Here is a 19,812-nt window from a genome sequence, read left to right as displayed (position 1 = left end):
ATGGAGTGGTTAAAGAGAACTTGTTTTTCTAACCTTGAGAAAGAATCACAGAAAAATCATTTATTGCTGTTTATCACGATTTGTAGTTTCTTTCTTGGAGTAATTGCGATTGGGTATTACGGATATATTTTTACAGAGAGAGCAATAGCGTTTTGGGTTTGTGGTATTTCTGTTGTTGTATTTGGAACGCTTCTTACTTTTATAGAAAGCATGGGAGCGATGTATAAATATATCATGACATTTATGTTGCTTATTATGTCTTTCATTATGGTGCAAGCCTTTAATGAAAGTCCGGCTGTATTTCAAATGGTGTATTTTACATTAGCAGTTTCACTTATTTATTTAAGTGAACGTCTCGTTATAATTCTAGGCGGAGTGGCGGTTGTTATCACATTTATTCTTTGTAGTTATTGGCCAGAGCAATTTTTTGCTTATACAGCGGCATCTGAAGCTGCAAACTTCGCAAGCTTGTTAGCAATCGTAACGATCGCTATGTGGGGCGTAACGAAAATTGGCTCTAATCTGCTAGCTCGTTTAAGTGATGAGAAGCAAGAGGTGATGAGGAAAGCTCAGGAGCTAGAAGAGACTCAAAGACTTATTGAGGAAACTGTTGTGAAACTAGATAGTAATTTCAATCATTTAAGACAAAATATGAATACATCGATGGAGTCGATGAGTGAAATTAATTTCGCTTTTGAAGAAGTGGCAGTTGGTACCCAATCACAATCAGAGATGATGTATCGTTCGGTAGAAGTATTGAACGATATGGAGGGGAATATTGAACAAATTATTTCTCAAGTAAGAAATGCATCAATTCGTATGGATGAAAGTTTAGAAATTTCAAAGGGCAGTGTACATACTTTACGAAATTTTGAAGCGAATATGAGAAGTTTAAATGATGTTGTTTCACAATCAGGAATTATATTTAGAGATTTAATGATGCAGTCGAAGCAAATTAATGAAATTGTAGATGTAATAACGAATATTTCAAGTCAGACGAGTTTGCTAGCTTTAAATGCAAATATTGAAGCGGCAAGAGCAGGCGAGCATGGAAAGGGATTTGCTATTGTAGCGAATGAAGTATTAAAGCTTGCTGAAGAATCAAATCGTTCTGCGGGGAGAATTCAAGGTATTTTAAAGGAGTTTAGTAATCAAGCAAGTAAGGTGGAAGTACAGGTAGAGAAATCAGAAAGGGTACAAGAAGAATGTAACGAAATGTTAGCAAGTGTTTTAACAAATGTAACGGATTTAGGGAAGTTTATTGATGTAATTAATGATGTAATGAGAGAGATTGTTGACCATCAAGAAAGTTTTCAAGTTAAAACGACGAATATCGTAAAGGATGTTACACATGCTTCTAATGTAATTCAGCAAACTTCTGCGGCTACGGAAGAAGTGTTAGCAAGTGTGGAAGAAGAAAAACATCGAAATGATGTATCGGTGAAGACGTTACATACTGTTAGCGAGCAAGTGAAGTTACTAGAAGATATTTTAGAAAAGTAATATCTCTTAAAAAGGGCACACTATGTGTGTTCTTTTTTCATTTAAATGAATAGTTGATAGTAATTTAATTGCTTTTCTGCGCGTTTTCTGCCAAGCTTAAGGAGATAAACTGAGACTTTAATTAGTGGGTTATACGCTACTGATTATTAGTTGAACCCCGCAAATAGCGGAATAAAATACTTCAAAGAAAGAATTATATAGGTGACGCATATGATCGAAGTTAAGACTTCTGAACTTAGTGATGGAGAATTTAATAGAGGGGTATTTGCAACTCGTGATATTAAAAAAGGTGAGTTGATTCACTCAGCACCAGTTATCTCTTATCCGAATGAACAGCATGAACACATTGAGAAAACGTTACTTGCTGACTACGCATTTGAGTATGGGGTAAATCATACGGCATTCCTGTTAGGATACGGCATGTTATTTAATCATGCATATAATCCGAATGCAACGTATGATATTGTCTTTGAGAATCATACGTTTAACTTCTTTGCTTACAAAGATATAAAAGCGGGAGAAGAGATTTTAATCAATTATAATGGTGAAGTTGATGACGATGAGCTATTATGGTTTGATAAGGAAAAAGAAGAGAACGAAAAGTAAATTATAATAGGTAATAAAAAAGATGCTTTTACACAGGTAAAAGCATCTTTTTTATTGATGAAAATAAAGTAAAGATTACAAAAAAATACCACTTTATTTTCGTGTGATATAGTAAGATACTGAAGGATAGTGTTTTGAAAAAGTAATATATTTTACAAATTGTTGTCTTTCTGATGACATGTCAAGTTTAGTAGCCCATTTGGGTTGCTTTATTATGCAATATATATTTTAATATGAGTGGCACCTCTTATAAATTAAGAGGTTTATAGGTGTCTCGAATTGATTTTGGGTACACTGTATCCACCACTTTAGGTTCGTTCATGTATGTGGGGATATTATGGGCCCGTATAACGGGATAAAAAGAATATAGAAATAGAGGAATCGTAAAATGAATATGCAAGAGGTTTATGAATATTTAAGTACGGTATTGCCTGAAGGTCATGTGAAACAAGATGAAATGTTAAAGAATCATACGCATATTAAAGTTGGCGGAAAAGCAGATGTGTTCGTTGCGCCTACGAATTATGATGAAATTCAAGAAGTTATTAAATATGCTAACGAATATAATATTCCAGTTACGTTTTTAGGAAATGGATCGAATGTCATTATTAAAGATGGTGGAATTCGCGGGATTATAGTAAGTTTAATTCACATTACAGGTGTGACTGTAACAGGAACAACGATTGTAGCACAGTGTGGTGCAGCAATTATTGATGTATCACGTATTGCGTTAGATCATAATTTAACGGGTCTTGAGTTTGCTTGTGGTATTCCAGGTTCAGTTGGCGGAGCATTATATATGAATGCCGGTGCTTACGGCGGTGAAGTATCGTTTGTATTAACAGAAGCTGTTGTAATGACAGGTGATGGAGAGCTACGTACTTTGACGAAAGAAGCATTTGAATTTGGATATCGTAAGAGTGTATTTGCGAACAACCATTACATTATTCTTGAAGCGCGATTTGAACTTGAAGAAGGTATACGTGAAGAAATTAAAGAAAAAATGGATGATTTAACGTTTAAACGTGAATCAAAGCAGCCTCTAGAATACCCTTCATGTGGTAGCGTATTTAAGCGCCCACCAAATAACTTTGCTGGTAAATTGATTCAAGAATCAGGACTACAAGGTAAGCGAATTGGCGGAGTGGAAGTTTCTTTAAAGCACGCTGGATTTATGGTGAATGTGGATAATGGAACAGCACAAGATTACATTGATTTAATCCACTTTGTACAAAAGACCGTTGAAGAGAAATTTGGCGTGAAGTTAGAGCGAGAAGTAAGGATTATTGGAGAAGATAAAGAGTAACGAAATACGTATGAAAATGTGAATTATTTTAAAATAACATTTGGGTATTGTTGACAATTTGTTTTCAATTCAATATAATGGCTAATAATTTAACAAATAATATACGTTGAAAGAGCCCAGTAGCAGTTTGTCACTGTTAATGAGAGAGCTAGGGGTTGCTGGAACCTAGCACAAACAAACTTGCGAATTACACTCTGGAGTATCTTAGGTAATGCTAAGCGGATTGGCAATCGATATTATTGCTAAGAGTGGTATGAGTAGCTATGCTATTTATACAAACTGGGTGGTAACACGGTGAATAATCGTCCCTATGTCATAGACATAGGGACTTTTTGTTTTCAAAAAAATAGAGGGGATGACAAAAGATGAATATTATTGATGAATTAGAATGGCGCGGCGCCATTAATCAACAGACGGACGAAGAAGGTTTACGTAAGCTAGTAGAAGAGAAAAAGATTTCACTATACTGCGGAGTTGATCCGACTGGTGATAGTATGCATATTGGACATTTGATTCCGTTTATGATGATGAAGAGGTTCCAGTTAGCTGGCCATCATCCGGTTATTTTAATTGGTGGGGCAACAGGAACAATTGGTGATCCGAGCGGACGTCAATCAGAACGTCAACTTCAAACGTTAGAAGTCATTCAGCATAATGTTGATGCGTTAACAGCGCAAATGAAAAAGCTATTTGATTTTGGCGGAAATAGCGAAGTGAAGATGGTAAATAACTACGACTGGACACATGAAATAAACATTATTGAGTTTTTACGTGATTACGGGAAAAACTTTAGCATTAATAGCATGTTAGCGAAGGACATTGTAGCAAGTCGTTTAGATACAGGAATTTCTTTCACAGAATTTACGTACCAAATTTTGCAAGCGATGGACTTCCATCATTTATACACGAAAGAAGATGTCCAACTGCAAATTGGTGGTAGTGACCAATGGGGAAATATTACGAGTGGTTTAGATTTAATTCGTAAGTTAGAAGGGCACGAAGCGAAAGTATTCGGATTAACGATTCCGTTATTATTGAAATCAGATGGTACGAAGTTTGGTAAATCAGCAGGTGGTGCGGTTTGGCTTGATCCTGAAAAAACGACACCGTTTGAATTTTACCAGTTCTGGGTGAATACAGATGACCGTGATGTAGTGAAATACTTGAAATACTTTACGTTCTTAACGAAAGAGCGCATTGATGAATTGGTAGCGAAGGTAGAAACAGAGCCTCATAAACGTGAAGCACAAAAAGTATTAGCGGAAGAAATGACGAAATTCGTTCATGGAGCAGAGGCACTCCTGCAAGCTGAGAAAATTACAGCAGCGTTATTTAGCGGAGATATTAAATCGTTAACAGCTGATGAAATTGAACAAGGTTTTAAAGAGATGCCAACATTTGAGTCTTCGAAAGAGACGAAAAACATCGTAGAATGGCTAGTTGATTTAGGAATTGAACCATCTAGACGACAAGCACGTGAAGATATTAATAATGGAGCTATTTCTATGAATGGTGAAAAAGTAACAGATATGGGTACAGATGTTACTGTAGAAAATTCATTTGATGGACGATTTATTATTATTCGTAAAGGGAAGAAGAACTACAGCCTAGTTAAATTAGGATAATGAATGAGGTTGAAAAATTATATCAGCGATTTTCTTGATATATCGATTTGCCGATTTACCGACAAAAGGTGATCATAAAAGCTGTACCAAATTGGTACAGCTTTTATTATAAAGAGTCAGTATATTTCGATAATTAAAGAGGATTAACTTATTCTTCTGCCGAATATATAAGTTAGAGAAAGTTACGGATAAAAATAGCCCGAACCATGCAGGGCATGATTCGGGCTTATATTCAGATTAGTAAGCTAAGCTGAATAGACCTTTAATGTGTGATAAGTAACGAACGTTACTTGCTTCTTTCATTAATGATGCTGGTAAGCCTTTAAGTGGAGTATTGCTTGCTCCGATTGTAGCAACAGCATCTTTACGTCCTAGACTAGCAAGTGTTCCAGAGTTTACAGGTGCGAACTCTTCGAATGCTTTGCCTTCTAGTGCTGCGTATAAGTTGTATCCAATTAACTCACCCATTTGCCAAGCGATTTGTGCAGTTGGTGGGTATGGACGTCCGTCTGGAGCGAAGACAACAGCGCTGTCTCCAGCAACGAATACGTCTTTGTGAGAAGTAGATTGTAGGTATGCATCAACTGTTGCACGACCACGGTTTACTTCAAGACCTGATTCACCGATTAGTGGGTTACCTTGAACGCCACCTGTCCAAACGAATGTGTTAGCAACAAGTTTTTGACCGTCTTTTAAGTCGATTTCATTGCCAGCAACGTTTGTTACAGGAAGACCTGTTAAGAATGTAACACCGCGTGCTTCTAGGCTAGTAGTTGCACGTTCGATTAAGTGGTCTGGTAATACAGGAAGGATTTTTGGACCTGCTTCAACAAGAAGAAGTTTAACTTCTTTTGGGTTTACGCCGTGGCTTTTTGCAAGTTTAGGCATAATGTCAGCAAGCTCACCAACTAGCTCAACGCCAGTTAATCCGCCACCACCGATTACGATTGTAGCATCAGCTTCGTTTTTCGTTTTCGCGTATTCACGAATACGGTCTTCAACGTGTTTATAGATTTTGTTTGCATCAGCAGCAGATTTTAATACCATGCTGTTTTCTTCTAGTCCTGGAATACCGAAGTAAGCAGTTTTACTTCCTAAAGCAACTACAAGTGCATCGTAAGATAAAGTAGTGCCGCCAGCTAGTTTGATTTCTTTGCTATCAACTGAGAATGACTCAACTGTTGCAATTTTAAGATCGATATCTTTACCTTTGAAAAGCTTTGTAAGTGGCATTGCAATTGCTTGCTCAGCAACGTTACCAGCTGCAAGGCGGTGTAGTTCAGTGATGATTTGGTGTGTTGGGTATTGGTTAATCACTGTAACTTGTGCTTCTGATTTACTGTAATATTTACGTACGTTTAAAGCGGCAAGAAGACCGCCATAACCAGCGCCTAAGATGACAATTTGTTTTGACATAGTATGATATCCCCCGTCTTTACTAATTGTTGTTATAAGTTAAATTATTTATTGTTACGTTCTGCACTAATTTGAAGATATGCGTTCACAAAGCGGAACATTTTTTGTGCTTGTGGGTCTTTTAGTAATTTTAATAGACCGAATAGGCCGATAACTTCGTTGCTTTCGTCAGCACGATCTTTCGCTTCGATAGCAGTTGCAGCCATGCCTTTTACTGTATCTTTTACAGGTTCTACAAGCTCTGTGATTGCGCTGACAGTGTCGCTTTTTAATACTTCATCAGTAGCAACAGTTTGAGCGAAGTCATAAGACTTAGTTAAAATGTTAACAAGCTCAGTTAATTTTGGAAGCTGTTCTACTAGTGTTGTTAATGATTCTTGTACCTCAGGTTTTAACAACTGATCAAGTACATCAAGTTGTCCTTGGCTAGCAGAAATTTGTACAGTTTCTTGTTCTGGCTTTGTTTGAGTCATAGTTTCTGGCATCTCCAATTCTCCTTTACGATAGCAATACTCTTATTTTTTATAAGTAAGATAGTAAACGGTTACGAAACTTTATACAAAGTTTCACAAAGCACAATAAAATGCCTTTAAATTTATGACAGCAAGTAAGCTGCAAACATAAATCTAAAACCATAACGTCTTACCTATTATTTATGAACTGTCCGATATATGGCTTGTCCGTATAATGGAAAAGGTCCGTTACCGGAAAGTGTATATAATATATATCCTATATTATATACTATATACACCTATGTTAACATAAAAATGATTCCTAATTATTTGATATTGAGTGTATAATGTAGTACTGACAAGGTATGAAAGCGTATAAAATATTTTGCTTCAGTTAGAAATGTACATATATAATAAGAAAAAAAGGAAAAAATGAACAAATTCATGTTCGTTTTTTCCTTTTTTCTATTATTCACCTTCCGCAATTAGCATCGATGTGTTACCTTCCTTTTCAAGATGGCATTCGCCCCAAGTACAAAGAGAATCAAGAATCGATTCTAAAGACCAACCGTAATCAGTAAGAGAATATTCTACTTTTGGCGGGACTTGGTTATATACTTTTCTTTGAATAACGCCGTCGACTTCTAGTTCACGTAATTGTTGTGTTAACATTTTTTGTGTAATACCAGGCATGGAACGTTTTAGTTCACTCGTTCGCTTTGTACCTTTCGTTAAGTGACAAAGGATAACAACCTTCCATTTGCCGCCGATAACTTCTAAAGTTGCTTCTACAGGAATATTGTATTTCTTCATATATAAAACCCTCCTTTATGAGTAAAGTAAGCTAAATTATACAAATGTTACTTTTTAGTACCTATAGCACTTTAAAGTACGTACTTTTTATCATGTTAAATATGTTTCATAATAGCACATGTAAGAGGCAAATGAGTAGTACGGTACTAAAAAGTACCTATGTTACTTTTTGGTTCCTATCGTACTTTAAAGTGCGTTCTTTCAAAAAGGAATGAAACCATTCATAATAGCATTTGTAGAGATTAAATATATATTTTTAGAAGATAAAAAGGCCTTTTTATCGCACTATTATGATTGGATTTCTTGTAATAAGGAGGAATTCAATTGAGTTCGTATACAGTACCATCTTCGGAAGTTCAGACGAATAGGAGAAGTATGTTTGCTTTATTAGCACTAGCGATTAGTGCATTTGGAATAGGAACGACAGAATTTATTAGTGTCGGTTTATTACCATCTATTTCGGAAGATTTAAATGTTTCGGTTACAACAGCTGGTTTAACAGTTTCCTTATATGCGTTAGGAGCGGCAGTAGGGGCTCCTGTTTTAACAGCGTTAACGGCTAGTATGTCGAGAAAGACATTATTAATGTGGATTATGGTTATTTTCATTATTGGTAATGGTATTGCGGCAGTAGCAACAAGCTTCACTATATTAATTATCGCAAGAATTGTATCTGCATTTGCACATGGTGTGTTTATGTCGATAGGATCTACAATTGCGGCTGCAATCGTACCAGAGAATAAACGTGCTAGCGCCATTGCGATTATGTTTACTGGATTAACAGTTGCGACTATTACAGGTGTGCCAATTGGGACGTTTATCGGTCAACAATTTGGCTGGAGAGCGTCATTTATGGTGATTGTTGTAATTGGAATTATTGCTTTTATCGCAAACAGTATACTCGTCCCATCTAATTTAAAAAATGGTGTACCTGTATCGTTTCGTGATCAATTCAAACTAATTAAAAATGGAAGACTGTTACTTGTTTTCATTATTACTGCACTTGGATACGGCGGTACATTCGTAACATTTACGTATTTATCACCGCTATTACAAGAAGTAACAGGATTTGAAGCAAGTACTGTTACTATCATTTTATTAGTGTATGGGATCGCCATTGCGATAGGGAATATGGTTGGCGGAAAATTATCGAATCATAATCCGATTCGAGCGCTATTTTACATGTTCTTGATTCAAGCGATTATATTATTTGTTTTAACATTTACGGCGCCATTTAAAGTAGCTGGATTAATCACAATTATTTTTATGGGACTATTCGCATTTATGAATGTTCCGGGGCTGCAAGTATATGTAGTTATATTGGCAGAGCGCTTTGTTCCGAGTGCGGTTGATGTTGCTTCAGCAATTAATATTGCCGCATTTAACGGAGGGATCGCTTTAGGTTCTTATATAGGTGGCCTTGTAACAAATTCATTAGGGTTAATCCATACTGCTTGGGTAGGCGGCATTATGGTAGTAGCTGCTGTGATTTTAACAGCGTGGAGTATGACATTAGAAAAAAGAGATCAAGTAAAATAAAAGGAGATAAAATAAAATGAAAAACTTACAAAGTAAAGCAGTATTAAATAACGGTGTAGAAATGCCTTGGTTCGGTTTAGGTGTATTTAAAGTAGAAGAAGGACCAGAACTTGTAGAAGCTGTAAAAGCAGCGATTAAAGCAGGATACCGCAGCATCGATACAGCTGCAATTTACGGAAATGAAAAAGCTGTAGGTGAAGGAATTCGTGCAGGTATCGAAGCAACTGGTATTTCAAGAGAAGATTTATTCATCACTTCAAAAGTATGGAACGCAGACCAAGGATATGAAGCAACAATTGCTGCATACGAAGAAAGCTTAAAGAAATTAGAACTAGATTATTTAGATCTATATCTTGTTCACTGGCCTGTAGAAGGAAAATATAAAGATACATGGAGAGCGCTAGAAACACTTTATAAAGAAGAGCGCGTACGTGCAATTGGTGTAAGTAACTTCCAAATCCATCACTTACAAGATGTAATGAAGGATGCAGAAATTAAACCAATGATTAATCAAGTAGAATACCACCCTCGTTTAACGCAAAAAGAATTACAAGCTTTCTGTAAAGAACAAGGTATTCAAATGGAAGCATGGTCACCACTAATGCAAGGTCAATTATTAGATAACGAAACAGTACAAGCAATTGCTGAGAAACACGGTAAAACGACAGCGCAAGTTATTTTACGTTGGGACCTTCAAAATGGAGTAATCACAATTCCAAAATCAACGAAAGAACACCGTATTATTGCAAACGCTGATGTATTTAACTTTGAATTAACGAAAGAAGATATGGAAAAAATCGATGCATTAAATCAAAATCACCGCGTTGGTCCAGATCCTGATAACTTCGATTTCTAAGATTAAAGTAAGAAAGAAAAAGAGTGCTTTTATGCACTCTTTTTTTTTGTGCATAAAAATATTTTCTAATTAAATACTACTTAGTATTAAGTTTGTTATTAAGGGGCTGTGAACATGAATATAAAGCAATCGTTCAAACTTTTAGCTATGTTTTTAAGTGTTTTATTTGTGTTATTCCCACTTCAAAAAGTATTCGCGGAAGTTATGGATCATACAAAGTATGAAATGGATTGGAGTTATAGTAGGTCAAAGAAGAAACCAATTCGAACAGAGCTTATTAAAACGGCAGATGGTAAAATTGCCTTTTGCTTAAATGTAGATTTGAAATCTCCAAGCGGTCAAGATTTACCGGAAATGGGCAAAGTGGATATTAACGTATACCGTGTATTATTAAATGGATATCCACAAAAGAGCCCGCAAGAATTAGGTGTTTCTGATTGGAGAGATGCCCATTATGCAACACAGCTTGCAGTATGGAATGCGTTAAAACAAATCGATATTAATGATTTAGATTTCCGAAATAAAAACGTAGAAAAGGTAACGAAAGACATTGTTGCAAAAGCAAGTGCTAGTGAAGATTTACAAGAAATTACGATGAGTGTAGTACCATCGGAAGAACAACAAGCAGTATTGAAAAATGATTTCTTTGAAACAGGTTTATACACAGTAGAAACAAACGCGAAAAGTGGAACATATAAAGTGCAAGCAACAGGTGCACCAGCGGGCGCGAAGTTTGTAAATGAAAAAGGCGAAGCGAAAACGGAATTCAATGTAGGAGAAAAGTTCCGTATCTTAATTCCGAAACAGACACCAGCTGGTGGATTTAGCTTTAAAGTATCAGGGAATTTAACGAAGTTACAAGGGATTGCACATAAAGGCACACCGACAATTCAAAATGCAGTAGTATTACTTGAGCGTAGTGAAGAAAAAACAAGTCCGGAGTTATCAGTGAGCTGGAAAAAAGAAAATGGTCATGATCATAATAATAAACCACATACTCCAAACGAACCGCATAAACCGAATCAAAAGAGATAATGAAAAAGCATTGGCGTGTGCCAGTGCTTTTTTATTCGTTTGAATTTTTGCCGCGAAAAGAATTAGAATTAGTTTATTTTGGTTTCATTACACCACCGTAAGGTATAATGAAACTGAGAAATTAGAAAGAGAGAGGGAATTATGGCTCTTTATATTTATAAAATAACGAATGAAAATCGAAATGAAATTGCTAATTTGAAAGTAACCGGAGAGCAGCTTGCATTTATTGAAAGTACAGTTGCAGAGTGTTTAGTTGATGCTGGTACAAAATATAAAGGTGAGGCTACTTCAGTAGGGTTTTATGATGGTGAAACGCCAATCGGATATGCCATGTACGGTTGGTTGGAAGAAAAAGAGAAGGCTGTATATTTAAATCAGTTTATGATTGATAGTAATTGCCAAGGTAAAGGTTATGCAAAACCATTATTACATTTGCTAATAGAATATTTACAAAAAGAATATGATCGAAAAGTTATATATTTAAGTATACATCCAGAGAATAAACTTGCCCAAAAATTATATGAATCAATTGGATTCCATTTAACTGGTGAAATTGAAGGCGAATGGATAAATGGAAAAGGATTTATAATGAAACGTATATTGGATTAATAAAAACCTATCAAAAAAGAGTAGCATCTTTTTTGATAGGTTTTTATTTTAAAATAATGTTAAATACCATTAATCGTAACGTTAAGATTATTGGATTAAATTCACAAAATTGTAACATTATTCTGATTGGGAGTGCTATCAAACAAAGTGTAAAGCGTGTACAATTCAGTTGGAAAAACTACCTATAGATGGTCATATATGAAGAAAATGTAAGATTCTATTGCTATTTTATTTTTAGATGTATAGATGACAATACTAAATTATATCTTTTACTATTCTCTTTTTATGTACGAAGAGAACTCATCACAAATAGAGAGAAGTGAGGGGGGCATATTACATAAAAATTTTACAATGTAAGAAAGCGAATACATGGAGGGGAATGCGGTAGTAATAGATACAGGTGCGCGAGGTGTTAGTCTATTCATTAAATGTTTTTATAAAAATAATAGGATTACTTATTAAATGAATATATAGGATAGTTTCTCTAAATAAAGGAACAGGGGACACAGATTATGTCGAAGAAAAAGACGAGTAGGGTATTAGTGGCTGGTGTTTGTTTAGCTACGTTATTAACGCCATATGGACTTGAATTACCTAAGGTGTATGCAGAGATGACGATTGAAGGTAAGGAGAAACAGCAAGAAGAGCGAGTGTATCAATTGCTGCCAAAAGGTGATGTAGAAGGGATGCGTGAGTTGCATCAGCGTCGAATGAGTTTTTCTCCTTATGAACCAACGGGCATTTATGTAAAGCCAGGTGAAGAAGTAGTTATTCAAGTAGAAGGGACTCAACAGATTAAAGCTTATATTGGTACATATTCTTATGAAAAAGAAGAACCTAAACAATTCAATTTAAATCCTGGTGAGAATAAAATTTCTTCTTCAAATGGGGGACTATTATACTTTTATAATTATCACAACACAGGAGAAGTAGTCGCTAAAGTGAAAAAAGGTGGTACACCAAATCCTTTATTTATTTTAGGAAAGCATACGACAAAAGATTGGAAACGTATGTTGGCAGATAATCCTGATCCATATGCAATAGAAATGAAAGGAGAAAATAGTTTATTAACTATGCATCCTGAAACTGTAGCGGAACATTTGAAGCAAGAAGATCCAGCTGCTTTATTAAAGAAACACGATGAAATAATTAATATAGAACATAAAATATCAGGTTTATCAAAAGATGGTGCGGGTGTTGCGAATCAAGGTAAACATTCCATTCATTTTGTTGAAGACTGGTATACGGACAATTATATGTATGCGACTTATTATCGAACGGCTTATAGTAAAGGGAATTTAGAGTCAGTACTAAATCTAGAAGAGTTAACTAATGATGGATGGGGGCCTTGGCATGAAGTGGGACATCAACATCAACAGGACACTTGGTTATGGGATGGGCTTGGAGAAGTAACCGTTAATATTTATTCTTTGGCAGTTCAAACTACATTCGGGCATAAAACAAGGTTAGAGCAAGAGGAGCGCTATGAAGCTGCATTTGCTTATTTAGGTAAACCGGATGCACAAGAGAAGATGGATGTATTTGAGAAGTTAGTTATGTTTTGGCAGTTGCATTTAGCCTATGGGGATCAATTCTATCCGAATTTACATCAAATGTATCGTTTGCTACATGATACAGAACTGCCTAAATCTGATGAAGAGAAAAAGCAGATGTTTATTTATATGACGTCAAAAGTGGCAGGACAAAATTTAATTCCTTTCTTTGATAAATGGGGATTAATTGCAAATGATGCTACGAGAGAAAAGATTGAAAAATTAAATTTACCAAAATTAGAAAAAGAAATTTGGTTATCTACAGATAGCAATCCAATTCGTGAAAAACAAATTGAGTTATATGAAGTTCCATATGGCGAGCCAAATAATGAAAAAATACAAAATGTAGTAATCGGTACTACATATGATGAGAAAAAAGCAAAAGAACTTGTAAAGAATTTAGGGGAAGGTGTAAAAACAACAGGTGTGATTACACAAGGCAAGCCTGAAGTTGGAGAAAAAACTGTAAAAGTAGAAATTATAGATGAAAAAGGTAATAAGAATTTAATTCCGGTTGTAGCAAATGTCGGTTATGGTGATAGCTTAGTATTCAAAGGGCTTAATTATGATACTAATATTAAATCAATCGTAACACTGCAACATGATCAGAAAAAGTTTAGTGCGATGGCTGATTCAAATCCAGTGCATTATTATTTTAAAGAAGATACGTATTTTGAATTCTCATTACTAGACCAAAATGGAAATGAGAAAAAGAAAGCAACAGTAAAAGGTGTTGAAAATGCGGAAGAATTCGCGAAATCAATTAATGGGTTAGAGTTCGAATATGGTGATGTAGTGAAAGTGTATCACGCTGAATCAGATCGCTTTAATTGGTATCAAAATAATGACTTTATCGGCCAAGGTAAGGCGAAGGTAGAGCAAGAATTATTATTTAAAGTAACAGAAAAGGGCTTTGAGAGAATGGAAGCCCAGCAAGAAGTAACGGCAGTGCCACAAAAGATAATAATTGGAACAGATGTTGAAAAGTTAGAAGCGAAAGATTTTGTTGAAGTGAAAGATGGAGAAGTAATCGGGTTTGTAGAAAAGCCGAATACAATAAAAATCGGTGAACAAAAAGTAAAAGTAGAAACGAAAGATCGTTTTGGGAATAAGAAAGTGACAGAAGTACCTCTAACAGTAACGTATGGAGATAGCCTACTTGTATACGGATTAAGTTATGGCACTGACGATATGAAATCAATTATAACGTTACATCATGATACGAAAAAAATGAGTGCGACAGATACGAGTAATTTGATCCATGATTACTTTGGAGATGGGAAGTATTTTGAATTCGCCTTGTACAATAAAGAGGGAAAAGAGAAGAAAAATATAGAAGTAAAAGGCTTGGAGAATACAGAAGCTCTTGCCAAGGAATTGAATGGGTTAGCATTTGAATATGGAGATGTGGTGAAAGTATACCATGCAGAGTCTTCACGTTTACATTGGTATCAAAAAGGTTTATATGTGGGAGAAGGAAAAAATAAAGAAATAAAAGAATTATTCTTCAAAATTACTGAAAATGGATTTGAAAGATTAAAATCATTGCAAGAAGTAACAGCAAAGCCACAAACAGTAGTAGTCGGAACAGAAGTAGAAAAACTAGAAGCGAAAGATTTTGTTGAAGTGAAAGATGGGGAAATAATCGGATTTGTAGAAAAACCAACTACATCAAAAGTCGGAAAACAAACAGTAAAAGTAGAAACGAAAGATCGTTTTGGAAATAAGCAAGTAACAGAAGTGCCATTAGAAGTGGTTTATGGAGATAGTATTGCATATGCAGGATATGGCGATGATATTGCTTCAATTGTAACTTTAAAGCACGAAGAGAAGAGATTCCATGTAACTGATATGGATAGCGAAATTCATGAATATTTTAATAAAGAGCTCTACATGGGGATCACGTTATACGATGGAGAAGGAAAAGAGAAAAAGCATGTAACAGCAGAAGGACAAGAAACATCAAAGAACTTTGCGAAGCAAGTGAATGGTATGCAGTTCGAGTATGGAGATGTAGTGAAAGTATTCCACGCAGAACCGGTTCGTTTGAAATGGTATCAAAATAATACCCTTACTGGTCAAGGTGAGGAAAAAGGGGCAAAAGAACTATTCTTCAAAGTAACAGAAAAAGGTTTTGAGAGAATGGACATGCTACAGGAAGTAACAGCAAAACCACAAACGGTAGTAGTCGGAACAGAAGTAGAAAAGCTAGATGCCAAAAACTTTGTTGAAGTAAAAGGCGGAGAAGTAATCGGTTTTGTAGAAAAACCAGATACATCAAAAATCGGTGAACAAACAGTAAAAGTAGAAACGAAAGATCGTTTTGGAAATAAGCAAGTGACGGAAGTGCCACTGGAAGTAATTTACGGAGATAGCATTATGTTCTTTGGTACAAGTTATGGCGGAAGTAATATAAAGTCAGTTGTAACGTTAAATCATGAAGAAAAGAAATTTAGTACAACTGGCGCAGAAGGCTCGGCGCATACGTCATTTAAAGAACAAAAGTATATGGGAATGACTGTATACGATAAAGATGGAAAAGAAAAGAAAGAAGTGTCAGTAAAGGGATTTGAAAATACAAAAGGATTCGCAGAACAATTCAATGGAATGACTTTTGAATATGGCGATGTAGTAAAAGTATATCAAAGAGAGTTTGATAGATTTAAAGTGTATAAAAAGAATGAATTAATTGACGCTAAGTATGGTGTTAACGAAGTATTCTTTAAAGTTACAGAGCAAGGTTTCGAACGAGTGGAAACTCAGCAAGAAGTAACGGCAAAACCACAAAAAATAGTAGTCGGAACAGAAGTAGAAAAATTAGATGCGAAAAACTTTGTTGAAGTGAAAGATGGAGAAGTAATCGGGTTTGTAGAAAAACCAGATACATCAAAAATCGGTGAACAAACAGTAAAAATAGAAACAAAAGATCGTTTCGGGAATAAAAAAGTGACAGAAGTTCCAGTAGAAGTAACATATGGAGATAGTTTACTTGTGTATGGATTGAACTATAGCGATGGGAACCTGAAGTCGATCGTAACTCTACATCATGATACGAAAAAAATTAGTGCAACAGATACAAAAAATTTAATTCATGATTACTTTAAAGATGAGAAGTATTTTGAATTCACATTGTACGGTAAAGATGGAAGCGAGAAGAAAAATGTAGCGGTAAAAGGTTTAGAGAATACGAAAGCTTTTGCTAAGGAAGTGAATGGACTTACATTTGAGTATGGAGATGTGGTGAAAGTATATCATGCAGAGTCTTCTCGCTTACATTGGTATCAAAAAGATGTATATGCGGGAGAAGGGAAAAATAAAGAAATACAGGAACTAGTCTTTAAAATTACTGAAAACGGATTTGAAAGGTTAGATGGGGAACAAACAATAAAAGTGAAACCGCAAACAGTAGTAATTGGAACAAATAGCGAAACGCTGGATGCGAAGGAGTTTGTTGAAGTTCAGAATGGAGAAGTAGTAGGTTTTGTAGAAAAACTAGATACATCAAAAATCGGTAAACAAACAGTAAAAGTAGAAACGAAAGATCGTTTTGGAAATAAGAAAGTGACAGAAGTTCCAGTAGAAGTAACATATGGAGATAGTTTAGTATATCAGGGGCTAAGTAATAGTATTCGTTCGATTGTAACGTTGAATCATGACGAAAAGAAATTGCATGTAACATATACAAATGAACAAATTCATAGCTACTTTAACAATGAACTATATATGGGAATTACGTTATATGATGGAGAAGGAAAAGAGAAAAAACATGTAACGGCAGAAGGACAAGAGACCTCAAAGAATTTTGCAGAGCAAGTAAATGGTATGGCGTTCCAGTATGGGGATGTAGTGAAAGTATATCATGCAGAATCTGATCGTTTAAGTTGGTATAAAACTGGTGAGTTACTTGGAAAAGGAGATTCGAAGAAATTTAAAGAGATTTCCTTCAAGATTACTCCAAATGGTTTAGAGCAAGTGAAATGATAAAAAAGCTCGTAAAACATTATGTTTTACGAGCTTTTCTTTATTATTCTGCTTCAGAAACAACTGTGAAGCGTTCGTTTACATGTTTTGGATTTTCGATTTCATCAAGTGCTGCTACTGCGAAGTCTTCGTAGCTTACGTAGCTATCGCCTTTTGAGTTAACAAGAAGATTGTCTTTACCAGCTTTGTAAGAACCAGTACGTTTTCCTAATGCAAATAGTGCAGAAGGGCTGATGAATGTCCAAGTGATGTCGTTTGTTTGTTGTAAGATTTCTAAGTTTTTACCTTGGTTTTGAGCTGTTGCAAGGTATTCGCCTGGGAAACCTGGTGTCTCAAATACACGTGTTGTTTTCTCTTCGTCTACAAATAAGCTTCCAGCTCCGCCAACTACAAGTAATTTTGTATTTGGTGCACCTTTCATAGCTTCAATTAGTACGTTTCCTGCATCTACGTGAAGGTGTTCTTCTCCTGCTGGAGCACCGAACGCATTTACAACTACATCGAATGCTTGTAGGTCGTTAGATGTAAGAGAGAATACATCTTTCTCTAGAATATTTACGTTTTCTTCTGTAATTTTTGCAGCATTTCTTACGATTGCAGTTACTTCATGTCCGCGATCTAATGCTTCTTTTAAAATACGACTTCCTGCTTTACCAGTTGCTCCGATAACTCCGATTTTCATAATAAATCCCTCCAAAGTGTTTTGTTAAAGTGTATATCTGAAAGTAAATGAATGCATTATAATTAGGTTTGTTACAACTTGTTGTAATCATTATAGTTACAGGTAGGTATTTTTGTCAATGGGTTGTTTAGGAATTTGTTTTTTGTTTTAGTATGTGTAGTTGAGGAAACGTAAGTCATAAAAACATAGTTGTTCTAAAAAACCCTAGTATTTGGAAAAGAGAAAATTGTCGAAAAATGTTGATTTTTAAATATTTTTTAAATATAATTCGATTTATGGAGAAAAGGAGGGGGTTAATTGTATGAATATTTTAGAACAATTCGTTTCATCAACGAATACAATTCTTTGGTCATATATTCTTATCGCAATGTTAATTGGTTTAGGTCTTTATTTTTCTATTAAATTGAAATTTGTACAACTTACTCATTTAGGGGAAATGATTCGTTTAATGAGTGATGGATTAACTGGAAAGACACGTAAAAAAGGTAGTGTATCTTCTTTCCAAGCGTTCTGTATGAGTTCAGCGGCTCGTATTGGAATCGGGAACTTAGCCGGTGTAGCGTTAGCTATTTCTATGGGAGGACCTGGCGCAGTATTTTGGATGTGGGTGATTGCGATTATCGGAGCGTCTTCAAGTTTCGTAGAAAGTACGCTTGCCCAAATTTATAAAGTAAAAGATGGCAGTGGCTTCCGTGGTGGTCCTGCTTATTATATGGAAAAAGGTTTAAATAAACGTTGGATGGGAATTTGGTTCTCTATCCTTATTACAATTAGTTACGGTTTAATTTTTAACTCAGTACAAGCGAATACAGTAACGTTAGCGTTTGAAAATGCATTTGGTTTAGAACGTTATATTGTTGGAATTGTATTAGCTGCATTAGTTGCGGTTATTATTTTTGGTGGTGTAAAAAGCATTGCACGTATGTCGGAAATGATTGTTCCGCCAATGGCGCTTATTTATATTGCGGTAGCTATTTTTGTTGTCATTAAAAACTTCTATTTAATACCAGATGTGTTCACAGAAATCTTTAAAGGTGCATTCGGTTTAGATTCAGCTGTAGGTGGCGGTATCGGTGCTGCAATGAAGTTTGGTATTCAGCGCGGCTTATTTGCGAATGAAGCAGGTATGGGTAGTGCGCCGAACGCGGCAGCAACAGCTGATGTAACGCATCCAGCGAAACAAGGTTTTATTCAAACAATTGGAGTGTTAGTAGATACATTCTTAGTATGTACATCAACGGCGTTTATCGTACTATGTTCTGGTGCATATAAAGCAACAAATTTAGAAGGTATTGAATTAACGCAAAATGCATTAAGTTCACAAATCGGCCCATGGGCAAGTAGCTTCCTAGCGATTATTATTTTCTTATTTGCATTTAGTTCACTTCTAGGAAACTACTATTATGGTGAAACGAATATTGAATTCATTAAACAAAGTAAAACTTGGTTAATGATTTACCGTATTGCGGTAGTGGGAATGGTATTATTCGGTTCTGTTGCGACGCTTAAAGTCGTATGGAATATGGCAGATTTATTTATGGGTCTAATGGTAATCACAAACTTAATTGCGATTACACTTCTTGGACGATTTGCATACGCTGCATTGGCGGACTATGTAAAGCAAAAGAAACAAGGGAAAGATCCAGTCTTCAGTGCAGATTCTATTCCTGGTTTAACGAATACAGAGTGTTGGGATAAGCCAGCTGTAACGAATAAAGAAAAAGCAGTGTGATGAAAAGATGAGTATCGAATTAAATTCGATACTCATCTTTTTTTGTTGTAGTACATGATGTGAAGTGTAATTAGGTTTGTTTTTCTTGTTATTTATAGGAAGTA

The 19,812-nt window shown here is 35.4% G+C and carries 14 protein-coding genes and 1 other annotated feature; of the genes, 10 read left to right on the top strand and 4 right to left on the bottom strand.

Going from position 1 to position 19,812, the window contains the following annotated elements; translation table 11 throughout:
* The 4 genes from KZZ19_RS24955 (at nt 1) to tyrS (ending at nt 5,040) form a co-directional block, all read left to right on the top strand.
* Nucleotides 1–1,503, top strand: a complete 1,503-nt coding sequence (locus tag KZZ19_RS24955; protein WP_237981300.1) for a DUF4077 domain-containing protein — start codon at nt 1–3, stop codon at nt 1,501–1,503.
* Between the two features lie 210 nt (nt 1,504–1,713).
* Nucleotides 1,714–2,109: an SET domain-containing protein gene (locus tag KZZ19_RS24950; protein WP_000573650.1), complete on the top strand. Its 396-nt coding sequence runs from the start codon at nt 1,714–1,716 to the stop codon at nt 2,107–2,109.
* A gap of 388 nt (nt 2,110–2,497) precedes the next feature.
* Entirely contained in the window at nt 2,498–3,415 is a 918-nt protein-coding gene (gene murB / locus KZZ19_RS24945) for a UDP-N-acetylmuramate dehydrogenase (protein WP_088098329.1), read from the top strand.
* 97 nt (nt 3,416–3,512) lie between these two features.
* Nucleotides 3,513–3,728, top strand: a binding site (T-box leader).
* A gap of 52 nt (nt 3,729–3,780) precedes the next feature.
* Nucleotides 3,781–5,040 carry a tyrosine--tRNA ligase gene (gene tyrS, locus KZZ19_RS24940; RefSeq protein ID WP_237981301.1) on the top strand — a complete coding sequence of 420 codons (1,260 nt, stop codon included), beginning with the start codon at nt 3,781–3,783 and terminating at the stop codon, nt 5,038–5,040.
* A gap of 237 nt (nt 5,041–5,277) precedes the next feature.
* On the opposite strand, the gene KZZ19_RS24935 is transcribed toward tyrS, so the two are convergent.
* The 3 genes from KZZ19_RS24935 to KZZ19_RS24925 form a co-directional block, all read right to left on the bottom strand.
* Nucleotides 5,278–6,456, bottom strand: coding sequence for an NAD(P)/FAD-dependent oxidoreductase (locus tag KZZ19_RS24935; RefSeq protein ID WP_000043194.1), 1,179 nt, complete (start codon nt 6,454–6,456; stop codon nt 5,278–5,280).
* Between the two features lie 44 nt (nt 6,457–6,500).
* Nucleotides 6,501–6,941, bottom strand: coding sequence for a DUF1641 domain-containing protein (locus KZZ19_RS24930; RefSeq protein WP_001115312.1), 441 nt, complete (start codon nt 6,939–6,941; stop codon nt 6,501–6,503).
* Nucleotides 6,942–7,376: 435 nt separating this feature from the next.
* The gene (locus KZZ19_RS24925; protein WP_088098326.1) at nt 7,377–7,721 is read right to left on the bottom strand and encodes a winged helix-turn-helix transcriptional regulator; all 345 of its coding nucleotides are present in this window, start codon (nt 7,719–7,721) and stop codon (nt 7,377–7,379) included.
* Nucleotides 7,722–8,096: 375 nt separating this feature from the next.
* On the opposite strand from KZZ19_RS24925, the gene KZZ19_RS24920 reads away from it, so the two are divergent.
* The 5 genes from KZZ19_RS24920 (at nt 8,097) to KZZ19_RS24900 (ending at nt 17,294) form a co-directional block, all read left to right on the top strand.
* The gene (locus tag KZZ19_RS24920; protein WP_170930162.1) at nt 8,097–9,260 is read left to right on the top strand and encodes an MFS transporter; all 1,164 of its coding nucleotides are present in this window, start codon (nt 8,097–8,099) and stop codon (nt 9,258–9,260) included.
* A gap of 16 nt (nt 9,261–9,276) precedes the next feature.
* Complete coding sequence (locus tag KZZ19_RS24915) at nt 9,277–10,116, top strand: aldo/keto reductase (RefSeq protein ID WP_237981302.1); 840 nt, start codon at nt 9,277–9,279, stop codon at nt 10,114–10,116.
* A gap of 114 nt (nt 10,117–10,230) precedes the next feature.
* Nucleotides 10,231–11,151: a thioester domain-containing protein gene (locus KZZ19_RS24910; protein WP_237981303.1), complete on the top strand. Its 921-nt coding sequence runs from the start codon at nt 10,231–10,233 to the stop codon at nt 11,149–11,151.
* 141 nt (nt 11,152–11,292) lie between these two features.
* On the top strand, nt 11,293–11,760 hold the full coding sequence (locus tag KZZ19_RS24905) for a GNAT family N-acetyltransferase (RefSeq protein WP_237981304.1): 468 nt from the start codon (nt 11,293–11,295) through the stop codon (nt 11,758–11,760).
* Between the two features lie 512 nt (nt 11,761–12,272).
* A complete protein-coding gene (locus tag KZZ19_RS24900) occupies nt 12,273–17,294 on the top strand; it encodes a putative mucin/carbohydrate-binding domain-containing protein (protein WP_237981305.1) in 5,022 nt (1,673 codons plus the stop codon).
* Nucleotides 17,295–17,337: 43 nt separating this feature from the next.
* On the opposite strand, the gene KZZ19_RS24895 is transcribed toward KZZ19_RS24900, so the two are convergent.
* Nucleotides 17,338–17,976, bottom strand: a complete 639-nt coding sequence (locus KZZ19_RS24895; RefSeq protein WP_237981306.1) for an NAD(P)-dependent oxidoreductase — start codon at nt 17,974–17,976, stop codon at nt 17,338–17,340.
* A gap of 301 nt (nt 17,977–18,277) precedes the next feature.
* Here KZZ19_RS24895 and KZZ19_RS24890 point away from each other — a divergent pair, with 301 nt between their 5' ends.
* Nucleotides 18,278–19,708, top strand: coding sequence for an alanine/glycine:cation symporter family protein (locus KZZ19_RS24890; protein ID WP_088098320.1), 1,431 nt, complete (start codon nt 18,278–18,280; stop codon nt 19,706–19,708).
* Nucleotides 19,709–19,812 lie beyond the last annotated feature (104 nt).

The organism is Bacillus thuringiensis, assembly GCF_022095615.2.
Classification (GTDB): domain Bacteria; phylum Bacillota; class Bacilli; order Bacillales; family Bacillaceae_G; genus Bacillus_A; species Bacillus_A cereus_AG.
The sequence above is the reverse complement of the archived record's forward strand: the minus strand, read 5'-3'. Positions and strand labels throughout refer to the sequence as shown.